A 26,563-nucleotide genomic window follows, 5' to 3' on the forward strand; every position below is an offset into this window, starting at 1 on the left:
ATAATAAGGAAGAGATAAAATGTCATCAAAACTTATATATATAAATCCTAATCAATCCTTTGAGATTTTTAAGCATGGAAATATAATATTTCCCAATCACTACCCTGAAGCAATTATAAAAAACAACAGCTCGGCACCTATTAGGGCGATAAATTACTGGGCTCCTCCAATTGGAGATTATAATCAATATGGCTATATTGATGTCTACCCCGGTGAGACGAAAACATTTCTCGCACCTGTTAACGCTGTTTATTTCTATAAAATTATAGTCACCAATCTCAGCACTATTTACAACGCAGAAATTGAAGTTACATCGCAGTTTTGGAATTGGTAATTGAACTTTTATGGTCATATTTTAAGAATTTAATTATCTAGCAAACCGATAAGGAGGCAGGTTTTAACCTGCCATCCTTTATTTGATATTAAATTTCACTCTTTTTGGGTTGGCTATTCTATTAAACAATAACTTTAAGTGTTTCCAGTAAATATATCTCGTGATATTTAGTTGTTAATGGCTTTTATTATAATTAGTCGTTTTGGGTTTCAAGGTTGATTTAAGTGGAATATTTATAGCAATTAAATTCTATTTCTAACACCAAAGGATTAATGAAATTTTTCTTGTCATGAGGTTTATCACACTCTTTGGAAATGAAACCAACACCTATATTACATTTCTTATCAATATACTATATATTCATATTTTTGAATGTTAACTAATTGATGATTTTTTATGGCAAATATAATCTATTTGGAAATTAAGGGTGATAAGCAAGGTTTAATATCACAAGGGTGTTCAACGGTTGATTCTATTGGTAACACATGTCAGCTTGGTCATGAAGACCATATATTTGTTTATGAATTGACTTCCAATATAACCAGAGGTCAACATGTTAACCATCAACCGGTTGAGATAAGAAAACCAATAGATAAGTCTTCTCCTCTTTTGGGATTAGCCATAACCAATAAAGAATCGCTGCAATGTATTTTTTATTTTTACAGAACGTCAACTAAAGGTGGTTTAGAACTCTATTATAAGATAAAACTCACTGGCGCGTATATATGTGGATTGAATGGCTTTTATCCAAATTCATCTACGCATAATGAATGCCAGCCACAGGAAAGTTTATCTTTGATGTATAAATCAATAACGTGGGAACATGTGATGTCTGGCACCAGTGCATATAGCATATGGGAAGACAACGTTTATTGAGGCTTTTATGAAAGGGATATCTCATCTTTCTTATGATTTAAATAATTACGCTTCGTCATTGAAGCGTAAAGCACACTTGGCTGCCAGCTTTTTTATAGAAGATAGCCAGTTGAGAATGTCATATTTAAAAGAAATTGATGACTTTGTTAATATAAAAACACGTGAGTTCAAAAATACCTTTGATGTAAGTGAAAAAAAGAGATTGGTTTATGAAGTAAAAGATGAATATGAAATAACGGAAAAAGAATATCAGGCTTTAAGGCGTAAGGATTATACCAAATATATTGTAACCGATATATTTTAAGATCACGGTGTGGTTAAATACGCAAAAATAGGCGGTGGGGTTGTTGCTGGTATTGTTCAGTCATCTGCTGGTATTGCAATTTTTAATTCAAGTAAATTGCTAAAATCTAAAAAGGTTAAGTCTATGGGGGTTGTTTTGTTGGCACATGGGATTAATAATGCTTATGAATCTATTACTCCGATTCTTTATGAGAATCAAGATATAGGCATATCTCTCATGTTTTAGGTTATGGTGATGATGTAGCTGATGTTGCTTATAGTTCGGTTGATTTAATGGCAAGTTTATATGGAACGTATGGAATGCTCAAGCTTAAACCGGGAACGGGGAAATTGTTCAGATATATTAATTCGGATTTTACTAGAAAATGGCGGTTAACACCAAATCCTATTTTAACCATTCAAATATCTGGTAGTATATATAAAGTCAAACTTTTAGTAGAGGACATATATAAGCTTTATGATGATTGAAATCTGTTTTTTATTTTAAAAATAATATAGAGTGTTGTTAACTTTAATCCTGTGATAGGATTACAGCTAACGGAAAGGCTATAATAGATTGAGAATGAGGTAAAAAAGAGTAAGTAAATAAATGACATTAATGAAATACTATATTCCTTTTCACTGAAAAGCATACCTGATATTATAAATAAACAAACTGAAGTTAAAAGTATTAATGGTGTGGCGACTTCTTCAGCTATAAATAACAGATAATGACAAAAACAATCTGTTTTGCTTTGGTATTTATGATAAATATCAGGATCATCTTTGTGTAGAATAATAAAGCTTCTCTTTATCTTAAGTAATTCTTTTAAGGTGAATCCGCTATTTAATATTAATTTTCTCAAGTCGGTTAGGTTCATTTATTTAGTCTCGATTTATTTTATTATATGGTTATTTTTATCATGTTTTATTGATGAATTTAAGAGTTGGGCTTGTTTTTATTTTAAAACGAATATAGAAAATTAACAATTTTGAACCTGTGATTAAATTACAGCTAACTGAGAGGCTGTAATAAATAAAAGCAGAAATGGCAAAAAATAAATAAATAGATGACATTAATGGAATTCCATATGCCATATCACTGAAAAACATACCTGATATTATAAATAAACAAACTGAAGTAGAAAATGTTAATGGTAAAGAGACTTCATCAGCTATAAATAACAGATAATGACAAAAACAATCTGTTCTGCTTTGGTATTTATGATAAATACCAGGGGCATCTTTGTGTAGAATAATAAAGCTTCTCTTTATCTTAAGCAATTCTTTTAAGGTGAATCCACTATTTAATATTAATTTTCTTAAGTCAATTAAATCCATTTTTTTAAACTCGTTTTTTAATTATATAAATTTTTTACCGTAACATGCTTATTTCTTATAGCTGTTTGAGTTGTTCTTTTATTTTGAGGCGAATATAGAAAATGACTAATTTTACACATGTGCAAAAATTATAACGATAGCGGTGATAAAAAGATTTATAGCATATGCATATAATGGTTGAAATGATATAAAGAATCGATACTAATGATAAATAGGATACTGTATTTTCGTTGTGAAGGAAAATTTCCATTATTATGATGCCTATATACATGAGAGAAAAAAATAACACTGGATCGCCGGCATCTTCAGCAAGCACTATTATAACATTATAAATATTATCGCTTTTTGTATAATACTTTATTACATATCTTCTTTCGTCATCGTCAAGATTTTTAAAAGTCCTTTGCAACATAAGAAGCTCTTTAAATGTGAATCCACTACTGAGGGTTAATTTTCTTAATTTTTCCAAATCCATCTATTCAATCTCATAATATTTTGTTGATATAATGACTTATCATAACATAATTATGATTTTATTATACCTAATAAATGCTGATTTTAACCCTGTATTTTGCGGATTAGTTGGATTTCTGTATTAACACTTTTGTGAAAAATATTGGTTATAATATAAAAGTGAATAAGTTTTTAATAAAAACACGTAAAATATTGTGTTTTTTATGGATTAAAGATTTTTATTTTATTACTTGCTATACATTAAATTGTATAAAATTATTTACAGGAATAATATTTCTAATATTACTTAATGATTATTCTATTATATTTTTTTGATTTTTTTAACTTTAGCATGGTTGGAAAGTTATTTAAGTGGTGGTTAAATTATTCGATATTTCCTATAAATTTAATTCTTGTTTTACTGATTAATAATGTTTTTTTTACTAAATTATCTGGTAATAATGAAACTAAGATTACATTTTCTATTTTACAGTGAACTTATGAATGCCGTTTATATTGCTATTACTGAATGGATTTTGAGTAAATATAATTGGTAGAATAAGCAAGATTTCCGAGGCGCCAAATCTGATGCCTCTGTAAATTATACCAATCGTATCTGTAATTTTTTACCAACTTTAATCAGTCGAGCACTAGTTGATTTACCCGGCAATCATATAAAGCCGCTAATTTTTCAATCGTTGCTTTGCGTGGGCGATCTGATTTCTCAAACTGAGAAACAGCAGCTTGTTTTATACCCAGTTTTTCCGCTACCTCAGCTTGTGATAGTCCACGATAAATGCGCCAAGCGGCTTGTAGTGAAACTTCATCGTCTACCATGATAGAAACTGACTTCATGAGGAATAGTTTCATCGTCATTTGGCCCCGCTGTATAGGGAATAATTTGATAATCTTTATCATGATCCGCATCCGCGGCTGCCAACAGTCTTTCGTACTCGTCCATTGGCAAAATAACGGCTTGTTTTTTGCCATGTTCGTCTGTAATAAATTGAATACTAGCCATATTCTTTTGCTCCGTATATTTACGTAGTCACGTAGCCCTTAGGGGTAAATGGTTAGATGGAAAAACTCACCTACTTGTTAATAGGTTTTTGTCTGGCGTCGCCTAATTTCCTGAATTTCTAGGATTTTAGGTTCTCCATCCAGTAATTTAAACAAAACCCGATAATCGCCAACTCTGAGTCTATATACCCGTTATCTTTCAAGTTGCCTCTTTGTTGGCTGCACTCACTCACCCCGGTCACATAGTTTGCTATGCTCCCGGGGATTCGCTCCCTTGCCGTCGCGATGCATCTTGAAATCCATAGGGTATATAGCATATTCATATTATTGTTGAAATGATATAGAAGAACGATACTAATGATAGAAAGGATTGCAAAATCCATTTATTTAATCTCATAATGTTTTCGTTGATATAATGACTTAGTGTAACATAACTATTTTTTTATTATACCTAATAAATGTATTCTTTAGATCTGTTTTTCAAAAGTTTGTTGTACTTAGTAATATGGTGATGTCCTTGTAAGAGAAATTAGAGGAAAAAGTGTTATCAGAATAGATAACGTGGAAAAAATATCTTATTTCAGTTGTTACGTATTACACGGTTGAATGACAAATTATATACAATGAATTCGTTGACTGTATTTTTTCACTGTGCTGACAAATTTCAACATTTAACTATTTGTGGAAAGTGTTAAGTTGAATTTTACAGGAAAAACTACCGGTTATATATGTTACTAAATAACAGAAATAATGAGGAAAAGAATAATGTCATTGAAAAAAACTATATCTATAGCTCCTCTTGGAACCGTTGAGATTTATAGTAATAGCAATATTGTAATGCCAAGTGCTGTCCCAACGGCAATTATAAAAAACAAGAGTATGGTACCAATTAGGGCTATCAATTACTGGGCTGGTTTGATTGGAGATTATCAGCAGTATAGTCATATTGATGTTCATCCTAGCGAACTTAAAATATTCGTAGGACCAAGTAGCCTTCTTTACCGCTATAAAATTGTAGTCTCCAATCTTAGCAATACCGAAAATGCAGAAATTGAATTTGTAATGGACCCTTTGTGGAAAAAAGATGGAATGCCATCAAAAATGGTATATATGACCTCTAACGAACCATTTGAAATTTATAGTAAGGGTAATGCAATATTCCCCACTGATTTCACTGACGCAATTATAAAAAATAATAGCTTGGCAAATATTAGGGCTGTAAATTTTTGGGCTGGTCCACTTGGGAATTATAATATGTATAGCTATGTTGATATTTACCCCGGTAAGACTGAAATACTTGCATCACCTCCTAATATTCTTAATTACTATAAAATTGTATTCACCAACATGAGTATCCTTGTTCAAAATGTAGAACTTGAAGTTATATCGCATTTATGGTTCGGCTATAATGAATAAATCAGGGGGCAGGTTCTGGCCTGCCATCCTATTTTTTATCTTTATATTGATGATTTTCTTAACGAGGTAAAAGGGGTATATACCCTATGGATTTCAAGATGCATCGCAACGGCAAGGGAATGAATCCCCGGGAGCATAGGTAACTATGTGACCGGGGTGAGCGAGTGCAGCCAACAAAGAGGTAACTTGAAAGATGACGGATATAGCTACCATTCCATCAACGACTAAGAGCAATGCCGGAAGCTTGCTGTTCCAGCATGTTTTTAGCTAAATCGACAATAATTGCCGCGGCTTCGATTGGTGGTGTGCCGCCATGATGAATATTAGAGATACAAGTGCGGTCAGCTTCAACCGTTTTTTCTACAGTCGGTTGGTAAACGGCATAGCAGGAGAGACTTTCCGATTGCCCTAATCCGGGGCGTTCTCCAATCAGTAAAACAACCACTTTAGCTTTTAGTAACTCGCCAATTTGATCTTCGATTTTGACGCGACCATAGCGCACAAAAAACGGTGTGCCGATGCACATTCCTGTTTGTTCCAACCCTTTTAACAGTGGTGGCACAAGATCTTCGTAGTTGGTGATAATGGCATCAGTAGACAAGCCATCGGAGATAACAACTTGTACATCAGGCGCTGTTTTACACTGTGTCAGTAAAGTTTCTACCGCATTCGCACTGAGTTTTCGCCCTAAATCCGGGCGAGTCAGATAGAGATTTTTGTCGCTGACTTGAGATTGCACTTCTAGCAATCCTTGTTTCTCTATCCATTCAACCGGGACTTCTTTTAACACCGTATCTTTAGAACGGGAGTGATCAGCCTGAAAACGCAGCAATGCCTGAGTACGTGGGCGTGGGCCGCTGCGGCCGGTACCGACTCTTGCTACAGTGCTGCGGCGTAATTCCTGTAATACTTCTATCCGGTTCGGGTTTTGGACACCGATCCATTGTTTGGCTTCTAAGGAGCCTAAATCCGGCGTACAGCTTTCAGTTTCGTTAGTGATTTCAGGGGATGCATGGGGTTTCAGGTTAGATACCCGCTTGCTTACATTCTCTTCAATTGTTTTTTGGTTCATGATGATTTATCTCAGCAAAGAATCAGAAAAAGAACGATGCATCGCCCGCACGTGATGTTAAGCGGCCATTTGCCATCAGCCCCATCTGTTCCAGCCAGCGTTCAAACTCCGGTGACGGGCGCAGATTGAGCAGATGGCGGATAGTGGCGGTATCGTGGAAAGCGGATGTCTGGTAATTGAGCATAATGTCATCACCGAGAGGCATTCCCATGATGAAATTACATCCTGCGGTTGCCAGCAGGATCATCAGGTTTTCATTCTGGTTTTGATCGGAATCTGCGTGGTTGGTATAGCAGCAGTCACATCCCATTGAAACGCCGCTGAGTTTTCCCATAAAGTGATCTTCTAATCCGGCACGGATAATCTGGCGATCATTGTAGAGGTATTCTGGCCCGATGAAACCGACAACAGTATTCACCAGAAATGGGTCATAGTGGCGCGCTAAACCGTAGTTTCGTGCCTCCATTGTCACTTGATCAGCGCCAAAGTGAGCACCGGCGGAGAGGGCGGAGCCTTGTCCGGTCTCAAGATAGAGACAGTTATCGCCAGCAAGACGGCAATATTCCGCGCCAACGGCACGGGCTTCATCTAACATAGCCAATTCTACGCCAAACTCTTTTAGCCCTTTTTCACTGCCGCAAATACTTTGGAAAATCAAACCACCCGGTGCACCACGCTTAATGGCTTCTATCTGGGTCGTGACATGGGCTAAGACACAGCCCTGTGTTGGGATGGAGAATTTGTCGATTACCTCATAGATGGTATCTAGTACGCGGGTGAGGTTTTCTACATCGTCGGTTACCGGGTTGACGCCGATGACTGCATCACCAACGCCAAATGATAGCCCTTCGTAAATCTGGGCCAGAATGCTTTGTACATCGTCGCGGGTATCGTTAGGTTGCAGCCGGGCGCTGAACGTTCCCGGCGTCCCAATGGTGGTGTTGGCTTTTTTGATCACGGGCATTTTTTTCGCGCCATAGATCAGGTCCGCATTGGAGCTGATTTTTGCCACGGCGGCAACGACTTCGGAGCTGATTCCTTTACGTAAAAAGGCGATATCATCCACGCTGGTATCATCGCTTAGTATGTATTCACGCAGTTCACCAATGCTCCAGTTTTTTATGCGGGCGTAGGCAATTTCATTAATGTCATCCTGAATAATGCGAGTCACGCAATCCTCTTCATAAGGAATGATCGGATTCATGCGAATATCCGCAATCGTCATTTCCGAGAGGATATGTTTAGCCGCTACGCGTTGTTGGGAACTTTCGGCAGCCACCCCGGCTAGCACATCCCCGGAACGCAATTCGTTAGCCATTGCCAGCACCTGTTTGACATCTTTAAACTGATAGGTCTTACCAAAAAGCTGAGTTTTCAATTTCATGTTTACGCTCTCTCAGGAAGGAAAAGCCAGTGATTTGATAGTGACGGGAACCACAGTGCCATTAAATAGTGGCGTGCCAATGTCGATATAATCCCCGGTGCGGGTGATAACTTCATCAATAACCGCCAGCGGCCGTTCTCCCATCAGAGGATGTAACAGCATACCCAATGCCTTACCAAAGTCTTGACCTGCAACGATGAGCAGCGGGTGAGAAGAGGGATAGCGTCTGGCAAAGTTCTGTAAAGCGGTAATGCATGTCTGCACGGCGGCATAATTCACCGGCAAGGCGTCGGGTAGGGCCAATGCATATAGATCCTGCTCGGCATTCAGATCCATTTGTGTGAGTGCATGTTGCCAGGCTTCTGCCAGTGATTCAGTGGCTTCTGTGTCAGGATGGACGACGGGAATATTGCGCAGTGGTAGCGATAGTGCATCGAGCCAGATAGTGCTGCCGGATAACGATAATGTATGAGCGCCGGCACCAATGACGGTAGCGCGCACGGTTTGTTTTGGCATTTGCAGCGGCAGTTTGGCGAAATCATTATCACGATGGATAGCTTGTGCCAGCAATGGCCCTAAATCGTGAAAACGGAATAGGTCATGATCCGATGTTTCACGATAACATTCTCCTACCCCGCCGGAGAGGGTGACGGCGTAGAGTTGATCACAGTTTGGCAGCGGCTCGGTCATCAGCAATTGTTGCGCCAGAGGTGTGAGTTGCCCGGTGACGACTTCCCATAACAATTGCGACATCCGCGTAGCAATTTGCTGTAATTGCGTGGCTGTCAGATGTTGAATATCTGTGTTTTCGCCAAACAGTGAATCAACGATGAGTGCTCCGGGCGGATGTGCCCGTAAAACGTTCCCTTGAAGATCGGTCTCCAATAAGCGGCCGCCGACATTTAAGCAAGCGGAGGCGATAAGTCGCCCGGCATCGAATAGCGCGTAGTTGGCTGTACCGCCGCCGATGTCAATATTGAGCACTCTGGTCATTTTCTGCTGTGAAAGAGCTTGAGCGCCGGAGCCCAAACCGGCAATCATCGATTCCAAATGGGGTCCCGCTGTTGCGACAACAAAATCCCCTAATTTTTGTGCCAGCGTCATAATTACAGGGCGTGCATTGCATGTTTTCGCGGTTTCACCGGTAATGATCACTGCACCGGAATCGACACTTTCCGGTGCGATGTTTGCCGCCTGATATTGTGCTTGGATCAGACTGAACAGTTCGTCTTCACGTAATTGTCCGGCAAAGTCTACAGGGGTAAATAATACCGGGCTTTGCCAGATAATCTCGCGGCTAACAAACTCGTAGCGTGGCACTTGTGATACCGTTGCACGGTTCACCAGTGACAGACGCGAAAAGATCACTTGTGTGGTGGTGGTGCCGATGTCAATACCGACACTAAATAACTCCTTGGCTTCCATCGCTACGCCTCTTGTCTGCAATAAGGCGTATGTTGGCATTTTTTTTTATTAATCAGTATTAAATATCAGCAATTTGGTTAGAAAGACAACTGTAATCACAGAAACATTAGGGATTATAATAAAAATGGCGTATACCCGTCATCTTTCAAGTTGCCTCTTTGTTGGCTGCACTCACTCACCCCGGTCACATAGTTATCTATGCTCCCGGGGATTCGCTCCCTTGCCGCCGCGATACATCTTGAAATCCATAGGGTATAGATACAAGATGCAGGGGTAAGTTACTAAGAGAAACAAGCAGATAAGGCTCCAAGATGTCAGGACAGATGGTTATCATCAATACATTAACAAAAATGAAGAATTATTGATCTTACACCAGATCGCGTTGCTGGCTATCGGTTATATATCTTCCAACAGACTTTCGTTACGGGGTGAGAAAAATGATGAATAGCGGAAAAGTTTGGTTGGTCGGTGCCGGTCCCGGCGATGCGGCGCTAATTACTGTTAGAGGATTACATTGTATCCGTCAGGCTGAGGCGCTGGTGTATGATCGATTAGTCAGCCCGGAGCTGTTATCCGAAGCACCTGATGATTGCAAAATGATTAATGTCGGCAAAACGCCGAACTATCACCCAGTGCCGCAACGGCAAATTAATCAAATCTTGGTAGAGTGTGCGCAACAAGGGTTAAATGTCGTCCGGCTGAAAGGGGGAGATCCCTATGTGTTTGGCCGTGGTGGTGAAGAAGCGGAAGCTTTGGCACTGGCGAAAATCCCTTTTGAAGTGGTACCGGGCATCAGTTCATCCATTGGTGGTCTGGCTTGTGCCGGGATCCCGGTCACCCATCGTGATTATGCATCAGGTTTTCATGTTATTACCGGCCATCTGCGTCAGGGAAATGAATCACAGGATTGGGCGACGCTGGCAAAGCTGGAAGGTACGTTGGTGATCTTAATGGGAATGACTCAACTGGCGAGTATCTGTGAGCAATTGATCGCAGGCGGTAAAGCGCCGACAACGCCGGCGGCGGTTGTGATGTATGCTAGCCATCAGCAACAGCAGGTTGCCAGCGCAACCCTGCTCACTTTGGCTCAGCGGGTAGCCGCTCAGGGATTGACTGCACCAGCATTGATTGTGATTGGTGATGTGGTGCGTTTGCGGGAAACACTGGCTTTTAGCCGGGATCATCTATTGTTGTCTTCTGTTCCATCACTGATGGCACTCTGATTCTCTGTTTAACATTTGGGGATACTATTTGATGAGCGAACATGGCGGTAATGTGCTGGAAATGGCGCTGAAAATCGGTGTTACAGTCGAAGAGATGATTGATTTCAGCGCGAATATCAATCCGTTAGGAATGCCGGAATCCCTGAAAACGGCCATTATCGACCAATTGCAATGCGCAGAGTACTATCCTGATACAGAATATCGCCGGTTACATGCTGCGTTAGCGCAGGCTCATCATTGCGCTGTCGAAAACCTGATGGCGGGTAATGGTGCTACTGAATTGATTTATTCTGTGGTGAATTATCTTAAGCCGCGCCGAGCCATGTTGTTGATACCGGGATTTGCTGAATATCGACGCGCCTTGCAGCGGGTGGCTTGCCAGATTGATGAGTATGTGATGAGTGAAGCTGATAGCTATCAACCTGATGAACGCTTGTTGATGGCATTAGAGCGCCATCGGCCTGACTGTTTGTTTCTTGCGACACCGAACAATCCGACGGGGTTGATGCCAGATGCTGCGCTATTGCAGGCGATATTTGAACGTTGTCGTCAGCATAATATTGCGTTGATTGTTGATGAGGCGTTTATCGATTTTCTCCCGGATATTGCTGGATTTATTCCCCAGATAGCGCATTTTCCTCGTCTTTATATTCTGCGTTCACTAACGAAATTTTTTGCTATTCCGGGGTTGCGTCTTGGTTATCTGGTCAGCAGTGATGTAACGGGGATTCGGGCAATGAAGCGCTGGCGGGAGCCGTGGACCATTAATGCTTTTGCGGCGTTGGCTGGTGAAATTGTTCTTAATGATAACGCTTACATTCAAGCAACACACCGCTGGCTAGCTGAGCAACAACGTTGGCTTTATCAGGCATTGTCTGCATTACCGGCATTACGTGTTTGGCCTCCCGCGGCAAATTATATCTTCCTGCGTTGCCTGCGCCCAGAAATCGATCTTCAACAAGTATTGCTGAAACAGAGAATATTAATTCGCCATTGTGCTAATTATCCGGGCTTGAACGCAGCTCATTATCGGGTCGCCATCAAGGGCGAGCATGATAATCGCCGTCTGGTATCGGCGTTACGTCAGGTATTCGGCTATGGCTGAAGCGCGTTGTCCTGCATCGTGTGGTGAACTTATCCAAGGGTGGATTCTTGGTGGTGAGAAATTGATCTCTTGTCCGGTGAATTGGTTCAGCGAGGTGTCTGTTACAGATGGCGTGCCGGGAAAAGATGAACGTCCCCGTATGCGCCAAGTGATGAAAACCGTCCTGGCGTATTTTGGTTTGTCGGTGGAGATGGCGCGAGGTTTACGGATCGCCTTGACTTCTACGATCCCGATGGCAAAAGGGCTGGCAAGTAGTACCGCTGATATTGCCGCTACAGCGCTGGCGACGGCGCGTTATTTGGGGAAAACACTTGATGAAACGACACTGGCTAGCTTTTGCGTACAGCTTGAGCCTACGGATAGCACGTTGTTCAGCCGGCTTACCTTGTTCGATCATCAAACAGGTACCACTCAAATTGCTTGTGACTGGCAGCCATCTATAGACATTTTGTTATTGGAAAGCCCGGAAACCCTGATCACGGCTGATTATCACCGTTTAGATCGCCATCCGGTATTATTGGAAAATGCCGCAGTGCTAGAGCATGCTTGGAAACTATTTTGTCAGGCTGTGACGACTCGGAATTACTGGCGGTTGGGAGAAGCCACGACGCTCAGTGCACAGGCCAGTCAAAAGTTGTTGGTAAAACCGGCGTTTGACAGTTTGTTGGAATTGGTAGAGCGGAGTGGGATCTATGGGCTGAATGTTGCTCATAGTGGCAGTGTCGTCGGGTTATTGTGTGATCGTCACCATCATGATGTTGAGTACCTATGCTGGTGGCTGAAACAGAAGGACATAATTCGTTTTTATCCTCGTCAGCACTTGCTGACCATGATACCGGGTGGTGTGCGTTAACTGTAGGAGGAGACTTATGTTGGATTATTTGCCGATGTTTTGCCAGATCCGGGATAAAACCTGTCTGCTGGTTGGAGGCGGTCAGGTAGCCGAGCGTAAAGTGCGTCTGTTATTAGATGCTGGCGCACATCTATTAGTTAACGCACGGGAATTTACCCCGCAATTTGAGATATGGGGGGATAATGGCCAAGTGACACTCATTCGCGGTGAGTTTGAGCCTCACTGGCTTGAACATTGTTGGCTGGTTATTGCTGCTACTAATGATGCGGCGGTGAATGGCTATGTGTGTGATTGTGCAACGGAGCGCCGCATTTTTTGTAATGTGGTGGATGAGCCACAGCAAGCCAGTTTTATCACACCGTCAGTGATTGATCGCTCACCCTTGGTGATAGCTATCTCCTCCGGGGGTAATGCGCCGGTATTGGTCAGATTATGGCGCGAAAAACTCGAACGGTTGTTACCGATGCATCTTGGTCGTCTGGCCGCTTACGGTGGAACACTTCGCCAGCGGGTAAAACGACATTTTCATCATTTGGCTGCACGTCGTCACTTTTGGGAGCGGTTTTTCACTAATGAGCGATTAATGCAATCGTTGGTCAGTCAAGATCGTCAACAAGTTGATCGGGTGGTAGAAACATTATTCTCTGAGTCATCTCAAGCGAATACAAACAAAACAAACAGTTGTTCTGTGACTGACTAATATATTGGAGCCGGACAAATGAGTGAGGAGCGATATAAACAGAGAAAACAGCGGCAAAAAGAGAGATTTATGGCACAAGTTGCAGCCGCTCAGGAAAATCGGGGAATTGCCATTATCTATACCGGTAATGGCAGGGGGAGAACCACCGCAGCAATGGGAACGGTTACACGAGCATTGGGTCATGGATTAAAGGCTGGCGTTATCCAATTTATTAGGGATGAATGGTTAGCCGGTGAGCGTGTTTTGTTGCAGCCGCATGGGGTAGAATTTCAACTAATATCAATGAACTTGACTGGAGAAATGCAAAGTCGTGCTAAGGATATTGCCGCTTGTACTGAGGTTTGGCAGCATGCGTTGCGCATGATGCGTGATCCTGAATTATCATTGGTAGTGCTGAGTGAATTGGCTTGCGCGATAAATAACGGTTATCTATTACTTGATGAAATTATCAAGGCATTAAACGGACGGCCAATTAATCAGACAGTGATTATTACCGGACAAGATTACCCTGCTGAATTAATTGAACTGGCTGATACGGTTAGTGAAATGCGATCTGTAAGACATGCTTTCACTTAAATTATGTGTTTTACAGTCATCACATCAGATAAAGAGTGATTCACGTTTTTATCTTGTTTAACCAGTACGTTAATTTTTTTCATAGTTATATTTGATACTGTGCCAGATTTGTGAAAACGCTCTGCCATTGATATTAAGAAAATTTTTGACCAATAGATTATAAACTTTCAACAGCTTATTGGGAATTTCTTTGGTTAGTGAATTATCATCCATGAAGGCTGCGAAATCATCAGTGGTAAAAATTTTCATTGAGAGTATTTATTATTAAAATTATAATTAATCAAATTTGATTATATTTTTATAGTTGTAGTGTTGAACATATACTGGATAATTATTTTTTAAATAATTGAAAATCAACAATGAAATTTTCTTCTGTATTTACTTAGGTTAAATATATAAAAATCAATTAATATTGTGGTGACTAATTAATTGGTTATGATGAACTTTATCGAATATATATTCTATAAAGCTTGATAATACATGAAATAAATTCCATGAAATGTATTCCACCATCCAATAATTTTAATTTATTTACAAGTTGGAATTTATATCTAATATTGTCGGCGGAATAAGTATAACGTTAATTTAAGTTTTGATATGTGAAATGCGTTCACGTAATCAATATCACATTCTGTTGCACATTTTATTAAGTTTCAAACAACGCATGGTTATTTAATTTATAAATTAAGAGGTTTAATATGTCTATTGAAAATACCAATGTAGCTGAACAAACAACTGGCAAGGATTCAGTTGTACTTGGACATGCAGAAGCGCCAGCAGTACATTCTATCGCAATTGGTGCTTCACCCCGAAATTCTAAAACAATCAGTGAAGCGGCTATTGCGATTGGGCAAAATCAAATTGCGGGTAAACAAGGTGATGCGAAAGTCGTTTGGCCTATTGCGATTGGTGCTGACTCTGTATCCAACGGCCTGGCTTCTATCGCTTTGGGACAAAAGGTGACTGCTAGTGCGGCTCAGGCCGTGGCGATTGGTCAACACTCCTCTGCAACAGAAAAAGGGAGCATTGCATTAGGTGCAGATTCTATTGCTAATAAACCGAATGTTGTTTCTGTAGGAAAAACCGGCCATGAACGTAAAATTATACATGTTGCGGCCGGGGAGATTTCAAATCACAGTAATGAGGCGGTTAATGGTCAGCAGTTATATGCTGAATCGGCAAGGATTGACATATTATTAGATGCAAAGAATAAGGAATTGGAAGAGAAGATTCAATCTCTGGAAAGTGATATAGCTAATCTTACTCTGTTGGTTCAGAATAGCGTGGATGATGTTGCATCATTGAAGAAACGGCTTCTCGATGCATTGAATTATTAATATCTGTTGGTTGTTATTTCATATATTCTTGGCTATTAGGCTGAGAATATATGATGAATTATTTGGTGGTAGGATTATTGTTTGATAATGATTTATGGGATATATCTCAGTGAATAATAGAATAATTTCCCTGCTCGGTTTTGCATGCTAATTGCATTTGATCGAGTAAATTATATAAATAGTTGTATTGAGGTCAACGAAAATATATACAAATAACATAGTATTGGTTTGCATTTAACGGGTTCGATAAGTCATCATATTTAATGAAGTTATGTGATATATTAAATAAACCCATGAAATATATTTCATAACCACATGGTTTTAATTTATTTACAAGTTGAATTTTTGGTATAATATTTATTTTGACGATGATGGTGTTAATTTAGGTTCGCGTAATAAGTTTGTGTGGTATAATGATCTTTTAAAATTACGTTAAGTTTGTTTAATATTTTATGGTGACAAATTTGAAAGGAAATTATTATATTCCATTTGATTGTTTTTGATGGAAAATACTAAGTTATATTGTTGGATCTATTAATCCAGTAATAATTTAATTCCTGAATTAAGAGGTATATATGTCTACAGAGGATATGAATATAACTGATCAGAAAGTTGGTAAAGATTCCGTTGTTGTTGGGAATGCAGAAGCACCAGCAATATATGCTATAGCGATTGGTGCTTCACCACTAATTTCTAAATCAATTAGTGAGGGTGCTATTGCTATTGGGCAAAATCAACTGGCGGGTAGAGAAGAGAATCAAAATCAGGATTATAAAGTCATATGGCCAATTGCGATTGGCGCTGATTCTGTATCCAGTGGTTCAGCTTCTATTGCCCTGGGGCAAAAGGTTGTTGCTAGTGGGACTCAGGCAGTAGCGATTAGTCAAAACTCCACGTCAACAGGAAGTTCGAGTGTTGCAGTGGGATCAGGCTCTATATCCAGTGGTTCAGCTTCTATTGCTCTGGGGGGAAAAGCGATTGCCAGGGGGAATCAGGCAGTTGCAATTAGTCAAAATTCCTCTGCAACAGGAAGTGCTAGCGTTGCATTAGGAGACAGTTCTGTATCCAGCGGCTCGTCTTCTATTGCTCTGGGGCAAAAGGTTTCTGCCAGTGGGTCTCAGGCAATTGTGATTGGTCAAAACTCTTCTGTAACAGGAAGTAGGGGTATTGTATTAGGATCAGACTCTAAATCCAGCTCTCCGTCTTCTATTATCGTGGGGCAAAAGGTGAGTATTAGTGCGTCTCAGGGAATTGCGATTGGTCAAAACGCCTCTGTAACAGCAAGCGGGGGCATTGCATTAGGCGCAAATTCTGTTGCCAGCAAATCGAATGTTGTTTCTGTAGGAAGACCGGGTAATCAACGTAAGATTGTGAATGTTGCTGCTGGGGATATTTCCAATAACAGTACGGAGGCGGTGAATGGCCAGCAATTATATGCTGAATTGGCAAGAATGAATGCATTGGATATAAAAAATAAGCAACTGGAAATGGATATTAAAAAGCTGGAGAGTACTATAGATAATCTTACCCGTTCTATTACTCATCTTACTCTGTTGTGCCAGAAAAATGCGGATGAAGTTGCTTTGTTGAAGAAGTGAATTTTTAACGCATTGGATTATTAATAACAAATGGATTCGGCGAAACTAATAAGTGCATTTTCAGGAGGGAAGGTGAGTTGCTATTACCTTAACATCTTTCCTTTTCCAAAGGAAAATGCACTGAAGTCCATCAACCATTATCAGAATGTTGAAACGAAATCAGGAAATAAAAAAATGGATTAGCCGGTTAATTTGGCTGGGGGTTAAGTCCTGCACATAAAAGCCAGCTTGGAAACTGGCCTTACACGTATCGGTTAAAAAGCAGACTTACAGAAAGCAAGGTGTTGACAAGTAGACAACAACACGATGAACACTTGATATGAAAGATGTAACAGATTTCATGATGAACTCTCTTTTATTGGTAAAGTGTGATTTGTTTCACGAAAATCTAAATTGTGGCTGTGATTTTAATCAGAAAAACTTCATAGTCAAGCAGTTTTTAAAAATTATTTTAAATATTAAAATAATTTTGTATCGATGTTTTAGGTGATGAAGTGAGCGTATCTTGCAGAGGAAGATACTGAGCAGTATGGCTGACAGTTATCTTTAAGATTTTACATTAATTGTATAACTCATCAGTTGTTACATGAGGAAGGATAGAACATATAGCTGAACAGTCGAAATCAAGCGACCTACCAGTTTGATACAAATCTGGCAAGACAAAACTGTGCTTAAAGGGTTTATTAACTTTACGTTTTTATTATTATTTTTACGCGTTGGATTATTGTTGCAATGAATTGATAAAAGTCACGTTTACAATAATTTAATATTTTTCTTATGAGATAATATTATTCAATTCAAGGAGTGTATATGAGTCCTAAAAATGATTTTAAAGCTTTTTCTACTAATAGTAATGCTAATGTAATAAATCAGCAAGAATATGAAGGGAGCACGGAGTTGCAAACTGGGTTTCCACCATATTCTATGACGCCTCACATATTAAATAAGGTATTACGTCAATCGTCAACCATATCATCTGTTGTGGCTAATTTCATTGCGACACAATCTGGCGATGATGTTATGGATAATGGTGATATAGTCAAACTTGCTGAGCAATTAAATAAGGCATTAAAACAAAAGATCACAACAGAAATTCCCAGTGCTTCATTAACCCAATCAGGTGTTGTTCAGCTTACTGATGTCGTTGGCAATAGTGACATATTGGCAGTGACACAAAAGCTTGCTCAGGAAATAGTAAATTCATTACGTGAAGATATTAATACCAGAGTACCTAATAGCCGCAAAGTGAATGGGAAAGTGCTGTCGAATGATATTAGCCTGAATTCTGGGGATGTGGGAAGTTATACTAAATCTGAATCTGATGCTCGATATAGCAATAAAAATACAGCCTTAAAATCTGCAAATGGCTGGTGGAAATGTGGTGATACAGGAATAATTTATCAGTGGGGTATTTTACTAGGTAATGATAATTATTTGGCTAACTTTCCTATTAGCTTTCCTAATGCATGTACAACTGTGGTTGCGACAACTGACGGTAGAAGAAAACCTTCGTCTTCGATCTTCGATCGTTGTTTTGTTGAAGTTGGTAATATTACACCGGTATCTTTTACAGCAACAACTATTGGTGCGCTAAACACTGATTACCGGGCACGAGCGGTCCATTGGATTGCTATTGGATACTAATATCGAATGGCCGGAACAGCCAAAATAACGAAAATGGCCTGAATAAACAGGCCATTTATACTGTGGTTTTATTTGTTCTGGAGTTTAAATATAAAAATAAGTAATGACGTATTGAAACAATTTATATGTTGAATATGAATGAATCGAATATATTTACAGTTGAAATTTGTTGGTTTTTTTCTTGCCGCTAATGATGTAAAAATAATTATTCTTCTAAGTTAGAAGAACATTTTATTATTATTTTTATGAATTAAACTATGGCTGCTTTAAATTATTAATGATTACTTTAATAATAATTCAATATATTTATTATATATCCTATTGATTTCAAGATGCATCGCGACGGCAAGGGAGGGAATCCCCGGGAGCATAGCAAACTATGTGACCGGGGTGAGCGAGTGCAGCCAACAAAGAGGCAACTTGAAAGATGACGGGTATAGATGATGCTATTTAATCTAAGGGGTGTATATGAGTACTAATAATGATTTTAAGGCTTTTTCTATTAGTAATAATGCTAATGTAGTGAGTCAAGATAAATATGAGAAAGATCAGAGTTTGCAGGCTGGGTTTCCACCAAATGATGTTCCCACTCATTTACTAAATAAAGTATTACGTCAATCGTCAACCATATCATCTGTTGTGGCTAGTTTCATTGCGACACAATCTGACGATGATGTTCTGGATGATGGTAATGTAGACAAACTTGCTGATCAATTAAATAAGGCTTTAAAACAAAAAATCACAACAGAAATTCCTAATGCTTCATTAACACAAAAAGGTGTTGTTCAACTTACCGATGTAATTGGTGATAGCGATACATTGGCTGTTACGCAAAAGTTAGTTAAGGAAATAGTCAATTCATTGTTTGAAGAAATCAATAGTAGAACATCTAATAGACCGGGAAATATTTATTTATCTGCATATCCGGCATCAGCTCTGGCTAAAGGTGAGTACATTGCAAACGGTGATGTTTACGCGATTGATTCAAATGTCGGTAGGGTGTTAAATAGTTTACCAGTGGAATATAAGAAGGTATGGAGAATTAAAAAGAGTGATGGAAATATAAACCTCCCTAATCTTTTTTTTAATGGGCGCGGAGTATTTATGCGTGCTGGTTTGCAGCCTGGTGTTATACAGGAAGATGCGATTAGAAATATTCAAGGTGATGTAGGATGGTGGGCGACTGGACTATTTTCTCGTGTCAGCGGAGCATTTTATGGCGTTAAAGCAAGTAATAATGCAAGTGCTCATCATAAGAATGTGCCTGATCAATATTCGATATTCTCATATGCAATTTTTGATGCATCACAAGTAGTACCGACGGCAGATGAAAATCGCCCACTAAACGTCAGTATGATACCTATAATTTATTTGGGAGTATAAGGCAATGATAAATTATTATTTTGATAATACTAAACTACATCGGCCATTTATTGGCGCGGTTGATGCTAATCTGGATAGTGAACCTCCAGTGAATGCTTTACGAATACAACCACTATTTAAAGATGGATTTTGGCCGTGTGAAAAGTCAGGACAATGGGAGCTCGTTGAAAATAAAAAAGGAATCATGATTTATGATATTGAATCAGGGCAATCACAGGAAAATAGAGAAGTCATTATTCCTGATGGTTTTACAGAACAGTCAAGGCCGTCGCAATATCATAGGTGGAATGGAGAATGGTCAATTTCGAAAGATGATGAAGAAAGATGGAAAAATGATATTCAGCAAGTCGTCATTAACGACGCAGAAAATAAGAGACAACAACTTTTATTCATTGTAAATAAGAAGGTAACACCACTGCAAGATGCTGTTGATTTAGATATTGCTACAGAAGCTGAAAAAGATGCTTTATTAACATGGAAGAAATACAGAGTCATGCTGAACAGGATAGATACTTCACAGGCTCCCAATATCGAATGGCCGGAACAGCCAAAATAACGAAAATGGCCTGAATAAACAGGCCATTTATACTGTGGTTTTATTTGTTCTGAAGTTGAAATATAAAAATAAGTAATGACGTGTTGAAATAATTTATATATTGAATATGAATGACTTGAATATATTTACAGATGAAAGTTGTTGGGATTTTTTCTTACCGCTAATGATATAAAAATAATTATTCTTCTAAGTTAGAAGAACGTTTTATTATTATTTTTATGAATTAAACTATGGCTGCTTTAAATTATGAATGATTACTTTAATAATAATTCAATATATTGATTATATACCCTATGGATTTCAAGATGGATCGCGACGGCAAGGGAGCGAATCCCCGGGAGCATAGATAACGATGTGACCGGGGTGAGTGAGTGCAGCCAACAAAAAGGCAACTTGAAAGATGACGGGTATAGATGATGCTATTTAATCTAAGGGGTGTATATGAGTACTAAGAATGATTTTAAGGCTTTTTCTATTAGTAATAATGCTAATGTAGTGAGTCAAGAGAAATATGAGAAAGATCAGAATTTGCAGGTTGGGTTTCCACCAGATAATATTACGAGTAATCTGCTAAACAAAGTATTACGTCAATCGTCAACAATCGCATCTGTCGTGGCTAATTTTATTGCGACACAATCTGGCGGTGATGTTCTGGATGATGGCGATGTAGCTAAACTTACCGAGCAATTAAATAAGGCTTTAAAACAAAAAATCACAACAGAAGTTCCAAATGCCTCATTAGCACAAAAGGGCGTTGTTCAGCTTACTAATGTGCTGGGCGATAGTGACACATTAGCTGTTACGCAAAAGCTTGCTCAGGAAATAGTAAATTCATTGCGTGAAAGTATTAATGCTAAGGTATCCAATAACCGAAAAATTAATGGAAAATCATTGTCTGAGGATATCACTATTACTTCTCAGGATATTTTGGGTGGGCAGGCGATTAGTTTAGGTGATAAGGCAGATTTAAATAGCTATAAAACACCGGGAATTTATCATCAAGAGTATGATGCTCATGCCAAAAATGGCCTTAATTATCCTGAATTCCTCGCCGGCGCCCTTGTTGTATTGAAATCGGCAGGGACCGTTCAACGTTATTTTGTCTATAATAGTAGTCGAGTATATACACGTAGTCAGTTTCATGATAATCCGTGGACACCTTGGACTAGAGAATATAATACGCTGAATAAACCGACTGCTGATGAGATTGGTGCATATACAAAAATAGAATCTGATTCTCGATATATTGCGGGAATTCGCAGGGTGAATGGAAAATCTTTAGTTACGGATGTCACTATTACTTCTCAGGATATTCTGAATGGGCAGGCAATTAGCTTAGGTGATAATGTAAATTTAGATCACTGTAAAACACCAGGAATTTATTATCAGGATTATAATGCTCATGCTAAAAATGGCGTTAATTACCCTGAAGCGCTTTCTGGTTCGCTTATTGTGTTGAAAGCGGCAGGCGTTATTCAACGTTATTTTGTTTACAACAGCAGTAGAGTATATACGCGTAGCCAATTTCACGATAATCCGTGGACGCCTTGGGCGCAAGAATATAACTCGTTGAATAAACCTGCTGACAAGGTTATTAGCGGGTATACAAAAGCAGAAGTAGATAACTTGGTTAATGCTAAAGGAAATAAAAATACAGCTTTGAAATCAGTAAATGGTTGGTGGAAATGTGGGGATACAGGGGTGATTTATCAGTGGGGAACTTTGAACTGGGCAGCATATGATACACCAGTTAATTTTCCTATTCAGTTTCCTAATGCTTGTGTAAATGTTTCGTTGACATTAGGTGATAAATCTAACCTAGAGTCATCATATAATGTTGTTGCAAGACAATTGTCTGTAACAGGATTTAGTTATTGGGCATACGAGACTGAAAGCTCTGCATTTTGGTTTGCAATAGGATATTGATATGTAATTTACAATGCAAAATAGATGTTTTTATTTTTGAATTTCCTCTCAAAATAATATTATTCAATTTGAGGATTGTATATGAGTGCCAAAAATGATTTTAAGGCTTTTTCTATTAGTGATAATGCTAATGTAGTGAGTCAAGTAAAGTATGAAGAAAACCAGAGCTTACAGATTGGATTTCCACCAGATAATATTCCTGTTAATTTATTAAATAAGGTATTACGTCAATCATCAACAATATCATCTGTGGTAGCTAATTTTATCGCGACACAATCTGGCAATGATATTTTGGATGATGGTAATATAGCTAAACTTACCGATCAACTAAATAGAGCCTTAGAACAAAAAATTACAACAGAAGTTCCAAATGCCTCATTAACACGAAAAGGTGTTGTTCAGCTTACCGATGTAGTGGGCAACAGTGATACATTAGCGGTTACGCAAAAATTGGCTCAGGAAATAATAAATTCATTACGTGAAAGTATTAATACCAGAATACCAAATGTCCGAAAAGTTAATGGGAAAGTATTAACTGAGGATATTAATATTACTTCTCAGGATATCCTTGCTGGACAGGCGCATAATTTAGGTGACAATGCGAATTTGGATAATTATAAAATACCGGGGATTTATCACCAAGAGTATAATGCTCATGCCAAAAATGGTAATAATTACCCTGAGCCGTTCGCTGGTTCGCTGGTTGTGTTGAAAGCTGCCGGGGTTGTTCAACGTTATTTTGTCTATAACAGCAGTCGGGTATATACACGTAGTCAATTTCATGAAAGCCCATGGACGCCTTGGACGAGAGAATATAACACACTGAATAGACCTACTGCAGGAGAGGTTGGAGCGTATGCAAAAGCAGAGTCTGATTCTCGATATATCACAGGGCTCCGCAAGATTAATGGAAAAGCTTTGGCTGCGGATATCAATATTACTTCTCAAGATATCTTCGCCGGGCAGTCGATTAATTTAGGTGATAACGCGGATTTAAATAGTTATAAAACTCCAGGGATTTATTATCAAGAATATAATGCTCATGCTAAAAATGGCGCGAATTACCCTGAGCCGTTCGCTGGTTCGCTTATTGTGTTGAAAGCGGCAGGCGTTATTCAGCGTTATTTTGTTTATAACAGCAGTCGGGTATATACACGTAGCCAATTTCACGATAGTCCGTGGACGCCTTGGGCGCAAGAATATAATTCGTTGAATAAACCTTCTGACAAGGTTGTTGGGGAGAATACGGCAGTAGGATCTGATAGTATTTATGCTGCAACCAAAGAGGAGTTAATACAGCAAGCAGAATATGATAAGTCTCAGTTATTGACTAAAGTTAACAATCTTGTCGCGCCACTACAAGACGCTGTTGATTTGGACGTTGCTTCCGAAGCAGAAAAAGCAGTTCTATTGGAATGGAAGAAATATAGAGTAATGTTGAGCAAAGTTGATGTTTTACAGGCTCCAGATATTGAATGGCCGGATCAGCCGGAATAATGAAAAATGATCTGAATAAACAGATTATGTAGGATTGTGGAATGATGGACTTATTTTTCGTGCCAGAGGGGTATATATCGGCTTGTTTATTGTTGCTAATTATATGAAAACAGTTATCCCTTTTAGTGATAAAAATATTTCGTTATTCTTTTTCTAAGCTAAATTATTATTGATGTGAATTATGAAAGATCATCTTTATTAATAATTCAATCTGTTTATTATGAAATAATGTCATTTAATTTAAGGAGATGTATATGAGTGCCAAAAATGATTTTAAAGCTTTTGCTATCAGTGGTAACGCTAATGTGCCCAGTCAACAAAGCTATGAAACATATCCGAATTTGTTGGTTGGGTTTCCAGACAATCAGTATATTCCTAATCACGTATTAAATAAGATATTACGTCAAGCATCAACCATATCATCTGCTGTAGCTGATTTTATTGCGACAGAATCTGGCACTGATGTTGTGGATGATGGCAATGTAACCAAAATTACCGCACAATTAAAAAACGTGTTAGAACAAAAAATTGCGAAATGTTGTAATCTTAATGTAAATACTGCTAATAAGGTTGTAAACGGTTGGTGGAAATGTGGTGATACGGGAATAATTATTCAATGGGGGCAAGCAAGCGGCTCTATGAATATAAATGATTACAGAAATTTCACCATCCCATTTCCTAATGCTTGTTTTCAGATTGTTGCAACATATCCTGATTTTGGTAATTATGGATCTGGGGTTGCTGCTATGCCTATTTCTGCAAGTCAATTTATTGTGACGTGCAGAAATTCTATACACGAACTATCAAATAATTTAGTGAGATATTTGGCGATAGGATATTAATTATGTATTTTTATAGTGCAAAGACAAATGCATTCTACCCAATAGAATTGAAACAAAATTATATTGCTTCTGGTTCACTGCCTGATGATATTATGGAAGTTAGTATTGATATTTATCAAGAATACGCTGCGAATAATGTACCAGAAGGAAAGTATCGTATAGCAGGTCAAAATGGTTTACCGGAATGGGCCGATATTCCTCCACCAACAAAAGAAGAGTTGCAGCAATATATTGAAAGTAAAAAACAACAATTTATTGTGGAAGCTAGCCAGCAGATAGCACCATTACAAGATGCTGTTGATTTAGGAATTGCGACTAAAGAAGAGGAAGCGGCTCTGTTGGTATGGAAGAAGTATAGAGTAATGCTGAACAGGATTGATACTTCACAGGCTGCCGATATTGAATGGCCGGAACAGCCAAAATAATGACAGTGGCTTGAAGAAACAATTCATTCTTATAATGGTTTTTGTTAACATTAAGTCATAAGTCTGACTTAGAATCAGCATATACCCTATGGATTTCAAGATGCATCGCGGCGGCAAGGGCGCGAATCCCCGGGAGCATAGATAACTATGTGACCGGGGTGAGTGAGTGCAGCCAACAAAGAGGCAACTTGAAAGATGACGGGTATATAATGTTGTTGAAAGATAGTTGTCTTAATTATTAAGCATGCCCTAAATAAATCTCTACGTCTTGGTTTGTAATAGAATATTGGTATGTATTTACAGTGGAAAAATAGATGCTTTTTATTTTTAATTGTCATCTTAAAACTACCTCATAGGGAGGTAATGCTGTTCGGTTAAGGTTTATACCCAATGGATTTCAAGATGCATCGAGACGGCAAGGGAGTGAATCCCCGGGAGCATAGCAAACTATGTGACCGGGGTGAGCGAGTGCAGCCAACAAAGAGGCAACTTGAAAGATAACGGGTATATTATAACGGGCTGGATATTTTTCTGGTATATAAAGCACTGAACGCTCGTAATTTCGGTGCTTTTTCTCTTTTGGTAGGATAAATATCTTTATATTCTTTCTCATCTTTTTCAATTTGGATGGCAATGTCCCTATCGCATTTAATTCACAATAACGAACTTGTGACTCAATCAGGTTTAACGTGGCAATAAAGCTTATCCTTGTGGGTAATACTTCCGCTTCTTGGGCTATTGCTGACATTTCCTTCCTTATCAAATTATACGCAACTAATATCCTCCATAATTCCTGTCGGATACCCGATGGGAAACGACTTCTTAATGTGACTTTGCTTCTGAATTGCTACCTTTTCAACTCGCCAAAGTCTTTCTTCTATCTTCCAATGCTCCCGGTAGATTTTTAACAGTTTTTCAAAAGGATAACGAACGGGATTTTTCATAGCAGTCAGGAAACCTTTTAATTTTCCTTGCAGGGTTTTCCGGTTGATCATACGTGCCTGCCAGGTATTTCCCAATCCCGGACATTGCTTTCACGTTGCTGCTGAAACGGGTATTTCTACCAGACAATCCTGTTCACTGTAACGTTTAACGTAATGAATCTCCTGGGGAGGAGGTCTTTTACTCATTCTATTCTATTGGTGTCATAATTAAAATACTGGAAGGTTATATTTGTGCCTTAAAGCAAAATGAATCGAAGGTGAAATTAAAGAAATGGAAAAGAGTAATTTTGGCGTTGAATATAATGAGTTTTGGGATGCTTTGATTATAATGCTTTGGGTTTTTTGTTGTTG

Annotated in this window: 25 protein-coding genes and 3 pseudogenes; 19 read left to right on the forward strand and 9 right to left on the reverse strand. The window is 38.7% G+C overall.

Features of this window, described 5'->3' with window-relative positions; translation table 11 throughout:
- Positions 1–19: 19 nt before the first annotated feature.
- The 4 genes and pseudogenes from ACGF5R_RS03950 to ACGF5R_RS03965 all read left to right on the forward strand — a co-directional run bounded on the left by ACGF5R_RS03950 (position 20) and on the right by ACGF5R_RS03965 (position 1,981).
- Positions 20–334, forward strand: coding sequence for a hypothetical protein (locus ACGF5R_RS03950; RefSeq protein ID WP_112878640.1), 315 nt, complete (start codon positions 20–22; stop codon positions 332–334).
- A 396-nt stretch (positions 335–730) separates the two neighbouring features.
- Positions 731–1,210 (forward strand): Hcp family type VI secretion system effector, encoded by a 480-nt coding sequence (locus tag ACGF5R_RS03955; RefSeq protein WP_049584668.1) that lies wholly within the window; start codon positions 731–733, stop codon positions 1,208–1,210.
- A 7-nt stretch (positions 1,211–1,217) separates the two neighbouring features.
- Positions 1,218–1,514, forward strand: a complete 297-nt coding sequence (locus ACGF5R_RS03960; protein WP_387689846.1) for a hypothetical protein — start codon at positions 1,218–1,220, stop codon at positions 1,512–1,514.
- A 9-nt stretch (positions 1,515–1,523) separates the two neighbouring features.
- Positions 1,524–1,981: pseudogene (locus ACGF5R_RS03965) on the forward strand (DUF4225 domain-containing protein).
- Here the strand turns inward: ACGF5R_RS03965 and ACGF5R_RS03970 are convergent.
- The 4 genes and pseudogenes from ACGF5R_RS03970 to ACGF5R_RS03985 all read right to left on the reverse strand — a co-directional run bounded on the left by ACGF5R_RS03970 (position 1,969) and on the right by ACGF5R_RS03985 (position 4,307).
- Positions 1,969–2,373, reverse strand: a complete 405-nt coding sequence (locus tag ACGF5R_RS03970) for a hypothetical protein (RefSeq protein ID WP_387689848.1) — start codon at positions 2,371–2,373, stop codon at positions 1,969–1,971. The pseudogene ACGF5R_RS03965 and the gene ACGF5R_RS03970 overlap by 13 nt on opposite strands.
- Before the next feature lie 40 nt (positions 2,374–2,413).
- Positions 2,414–2,833, reverse strand: a complete 420-nt coding sequence (locus ACGF5R_RS03975) for a hypothetical protein (protein ID WP_387689850.1) — start codon at positions 2,831–2,833, stop codon at positions 2,414–2,416.
- A gap of 55 nt (positions 2,834–2,888) precedes the next feature.
- The gene (locus ACGF5R_RS03980; RefSeq protein ID WP_112878646.1) at positions 2,889–3,308 is read right to left on the reverse strand and encodes a hypothetical protein; all 420 of its coding nucleotides are present in this window, start codon (positions 3,306–3,308) and stop codon (positions 2,889–2,891) included.
- Positions 3,309–3,925: 617 nt separating this feature from the next.
- A pseudogene (locus ACGF5R_RS03985) lies at positions 3,926–4,307 on the reverse strand (helix-turn-helix domain-containing protein).
- A 764-nt stretch (positions 4,308–5,071) separates the two neighbouring features.
- Here ACGF5R_RS03985 and ACGF5R_RS03990 point away from each other — a divergent pair.
- Positions 5,072–5,722: a hypothetical protein gene (locus ACGF5R_RS03990; protein WP_112878647.1), complete on the forward strand. Its 651-nt coding sequence runs from the start codon at positions 5,072–5,074 to the stop codon at positions 5,720–5,722.
- Positions 5,723–5,939: 217 nt separating this feature from the next.
- On the opposite strand, the gene eutC is transcribed toward ACGF5R_RS03990, so the two are convergent.
- The 3 genes from eutC to eutA are packed head-to-tail and all read right to left on the reverse strand — an operon-like array spanning position 5,940 to position 9,603.
- Positions 5,940–6,794 carry an ethanolamine ammonia-lyase subunit EutC gene (eutC, locus tag ACGF5R_RS03995; RefSeq protein ID WP_387689853.1) on the reverse strand — a complete coding sequence of 285 codons (855 nt, stop codon included), beginning with the start codon at positions 6,792–6,794 and terminating at the stop codon, positions 5,940–5,942.
- Positions 6,795–6,816: 22 nt separating this feature from the next.
- Positions 6,817–8,178, reverse strand: a complete 1,362-nt coding sequence (locus ACGF5R_RS04000; RefSeq protein WP_112878649.1) for an ethanolamine ammonia-lyase subunit EutB — start codon at positions 8,176–8,178, stop codon at positions 6,817–6,819.
- Between the two features lie 12 nt (positions 8,179–8,190).
- Positions 8,191–9,603, reverse strand: coding sequence for an ethanolamine ammonia-lyase reactivating factor EutA (gene eutA, locus ACGF5R_RS04005; RefSeq protein ID WP_387689879.1), 1,413 nt, complete (start codon positions 9,601–9,603; stop codon positions 8,191–8,193).
- A gap of 440 nt (positions 9,604–10,043) precedes the next feature.
- Here eutA and cobA point away from each other — a divergent pair, with 440 nt between their 5' ends.
- The 14 genes and pseudogenes from cobA (at position 10,044) to ACGF5R_RS04075 (ending at position 25,268) form a co-directional block, all read left to right on the forward strand.
- A complete protein-coding gene (cobA, locus tag ACGF5R_RS04010; protein ID WP_112878671.1) occupies positions 10,044–10,826 on the forward strand; it encodes a uroporphyrinogen-III C-methyltransferase in 783 nt (260 codons plus the stop codon).
- Positions 10,827–10,857: 31 nt separating this feature from the next.
- Entirely contained in the window at positions 10,858–11,931 is a 1,074-nt protein-coding gene (gene cobD, locus ACGF5R_RS04015) for a threonine-phosphate decarboxylase CobD (protein WP_387689855.1), read from the forward strand.
- Positions 11,924–12,784 carry a GHMP kinase gene (locus ACGF5R_RS04020; protein ID WP_262981207.1) on the forward strand — a complete coding sequence of 287 codons (861 nt, stop codon included), beginning with the start codon at positions 11,924–11,926 and terminating at the stop codon, positions 12,782–12,784. The genes cobD and ACGF5R_RS04020 overlap by 8 nt, the downstream gene beginning before the upstream one ends.
- 19 nt (positions 12,785–12,803) lie before the next feature.
- A pseudogene (locus ACGF5R_RS04025) lies at positions 12,804–13,433 on the forward strand (NAD(P)-dependent oxidoreductase); the annotation flags it as partial.
- 69 nt (positions 13,434–13,502) lie between these two features.
- The gene (gene cobO / locus ACGF5R_RS04030) at positions 13,503–14,060 is read left to right on the forward strand and encodes a cob(I)yrinic acid a,c-diamide adenosyltransferase (RefSeq protein WP_262981206.1); all 558 of its coding nucleotides are present in this window, start codon (positions 13,503–13,505) and stop codon (positions 14,058–14,060) included.
- 698 nt (positions 14,061–14,758) lie between these two features.
- Positions 14,759–15,397: a hypothetical protein gene (locus tag ACGF5R_RS04035; protein WP_112878655.1), complete on the forward strand. Its 639-nt coding sequence runs from the start codon at positions 14,759–14,761 to the stop codon at positions 15,395–15,397.
- 575 nt (positions 15,398–15,972) lie between these two features.
- Positions 15,973–16,995, forward strand: coding sequence for a hypothetical protein (locus tag ACGF5R_RS04040; protein ID WP_387689858.1), 1,023 nt, complete (start codon positions 15,973–15,975; stop codon positions 16,993–16,995).
- A gap of 810 nt (positions 16,996–17,805) precedes the next feature.
- Positions 17,806–18,639 carry a hypothetical protein gene (locus ACGF5R_RS04045; RefSeq protein WP_240000834.1) on the forward strand — a complete coding sequence of 278 codons (834 nt, stop codon included), beginning with the start codon at positions 17,806–17,808 and terminating at the stop codon, positions 18,637–18,639.
- A gap of 468 nt (positions 18,640–19,107) precedes the next feature.
- Positions 19,108–20,022, forward strand: a complete 915-nt coding sequence (locus ACGF5R_RS04050; RefSeq protein ID WP_387689860.1) for a tail fiber protein — start codon at positions 19,108–19,110, stop codon at positions 20,020–20,022.
- 4 nt (positions 20,023–20,026) lie between these two features.
- Positions 20,027–20,578: a tail fiber assembly protein gene (locus ACGF5R_RS04055; RefSeq protein ID WP_387689862.1), complete on the forward strand. Its 552-nt coding sequence runs from the start codon at positions 20,027–20,029 to the stop codon at positions 20,576–20,578.
- A 441-nt stretch (positions 20,579–21,019) separates the two neighbouring features.
- On the forward strand, positions 21,020–22,504 hold the full coding sequence (locus ACGF5R_RS04060) for a pyocin knob domain-containing protein (protein WP_112878658.1): 1,485 nt from the start codon (positions 21,020–21,022) through the stop codon (positions 22,502–22,504).
- Between the two features lie 81 nt (positions 22,505–22,585).
- The gene (locus tag ACGF5R_RS04065; RefSeq protein ID WP_112878659.1) at positions 22,586–24,001 is read left to right on the forward strand and encodes a tail fiber assembly protein; all 1,416 of its coding nucleotides are present in this window, start codon (positions 22,586–22,588) and stop codon (positions 23,999–24,001) included.
- A 254-nt stretch (positions 24,002–24,255) separates the two neighbouring features.
- Complete coding sequence (locus tag ACGF5R_RS04070; protein ID WP_112878660.1) at positions 24,256–24,843, forward strand: phage tail protein; 588 nt, start codon at positions 24,256–24,258, stop codon at positions 24,841–24,843.
- A gap of 2 nt (positions 24,844–24,845) precedes the next feature.
- Positions 24,846–25,268, forward strand: a complete 423-nt coding sequence (locus ACGF5R_RS04075) for a tail fiber assembly protein (protein WP_112878661.1) — start codon at positions 24,846–24,848, stop codon at positions 25,266–25,268.
- 397 nt (positions 25,269–25,665) lie between these two features.
- On the opposite strand, the gene ACGF5R_RS04080 is transcribed toward ACGF5R_RS04075, so the two are convergent.
- Positions 25,666–26,016 (reverse strand): hypothetical protein, encoded by a 351-nt coding sequence (locus ACGF5R_RS04080; protein ID WP_387689864.1) that lies wholly within the window; start codon positions 26,014–26,016, stop codon positions 25,666–25,668.
- A gap of 16 nt (positions 26,017–26,032) precedes the next feature.
- The gene (locus ACGF5R_RS04085) at positions 26,033–26,263 is read right to left on the reverse strand and encodes a hypothetical protein (RefSeq protein ID WP_262981695.1); all 231 of its coding nucleotides are present in this window, start codon (positions 26,261–26,263) and stop codon (positions 26,033–26,035) included.
- Positions 26,264–26,563: the final 300 nt, after the last annotated feature.

Origin of the sequence: Photorhabdus sp. RM71S, assembly GCF_042879355.1 — a bacterium.
Lineage (GTDB): Bacteria > Pseudomonadota > Gammaproteobacteria > Enterobacterales > Enterobacteriaceae > Photorhabdus > Photorhabdus kayaii.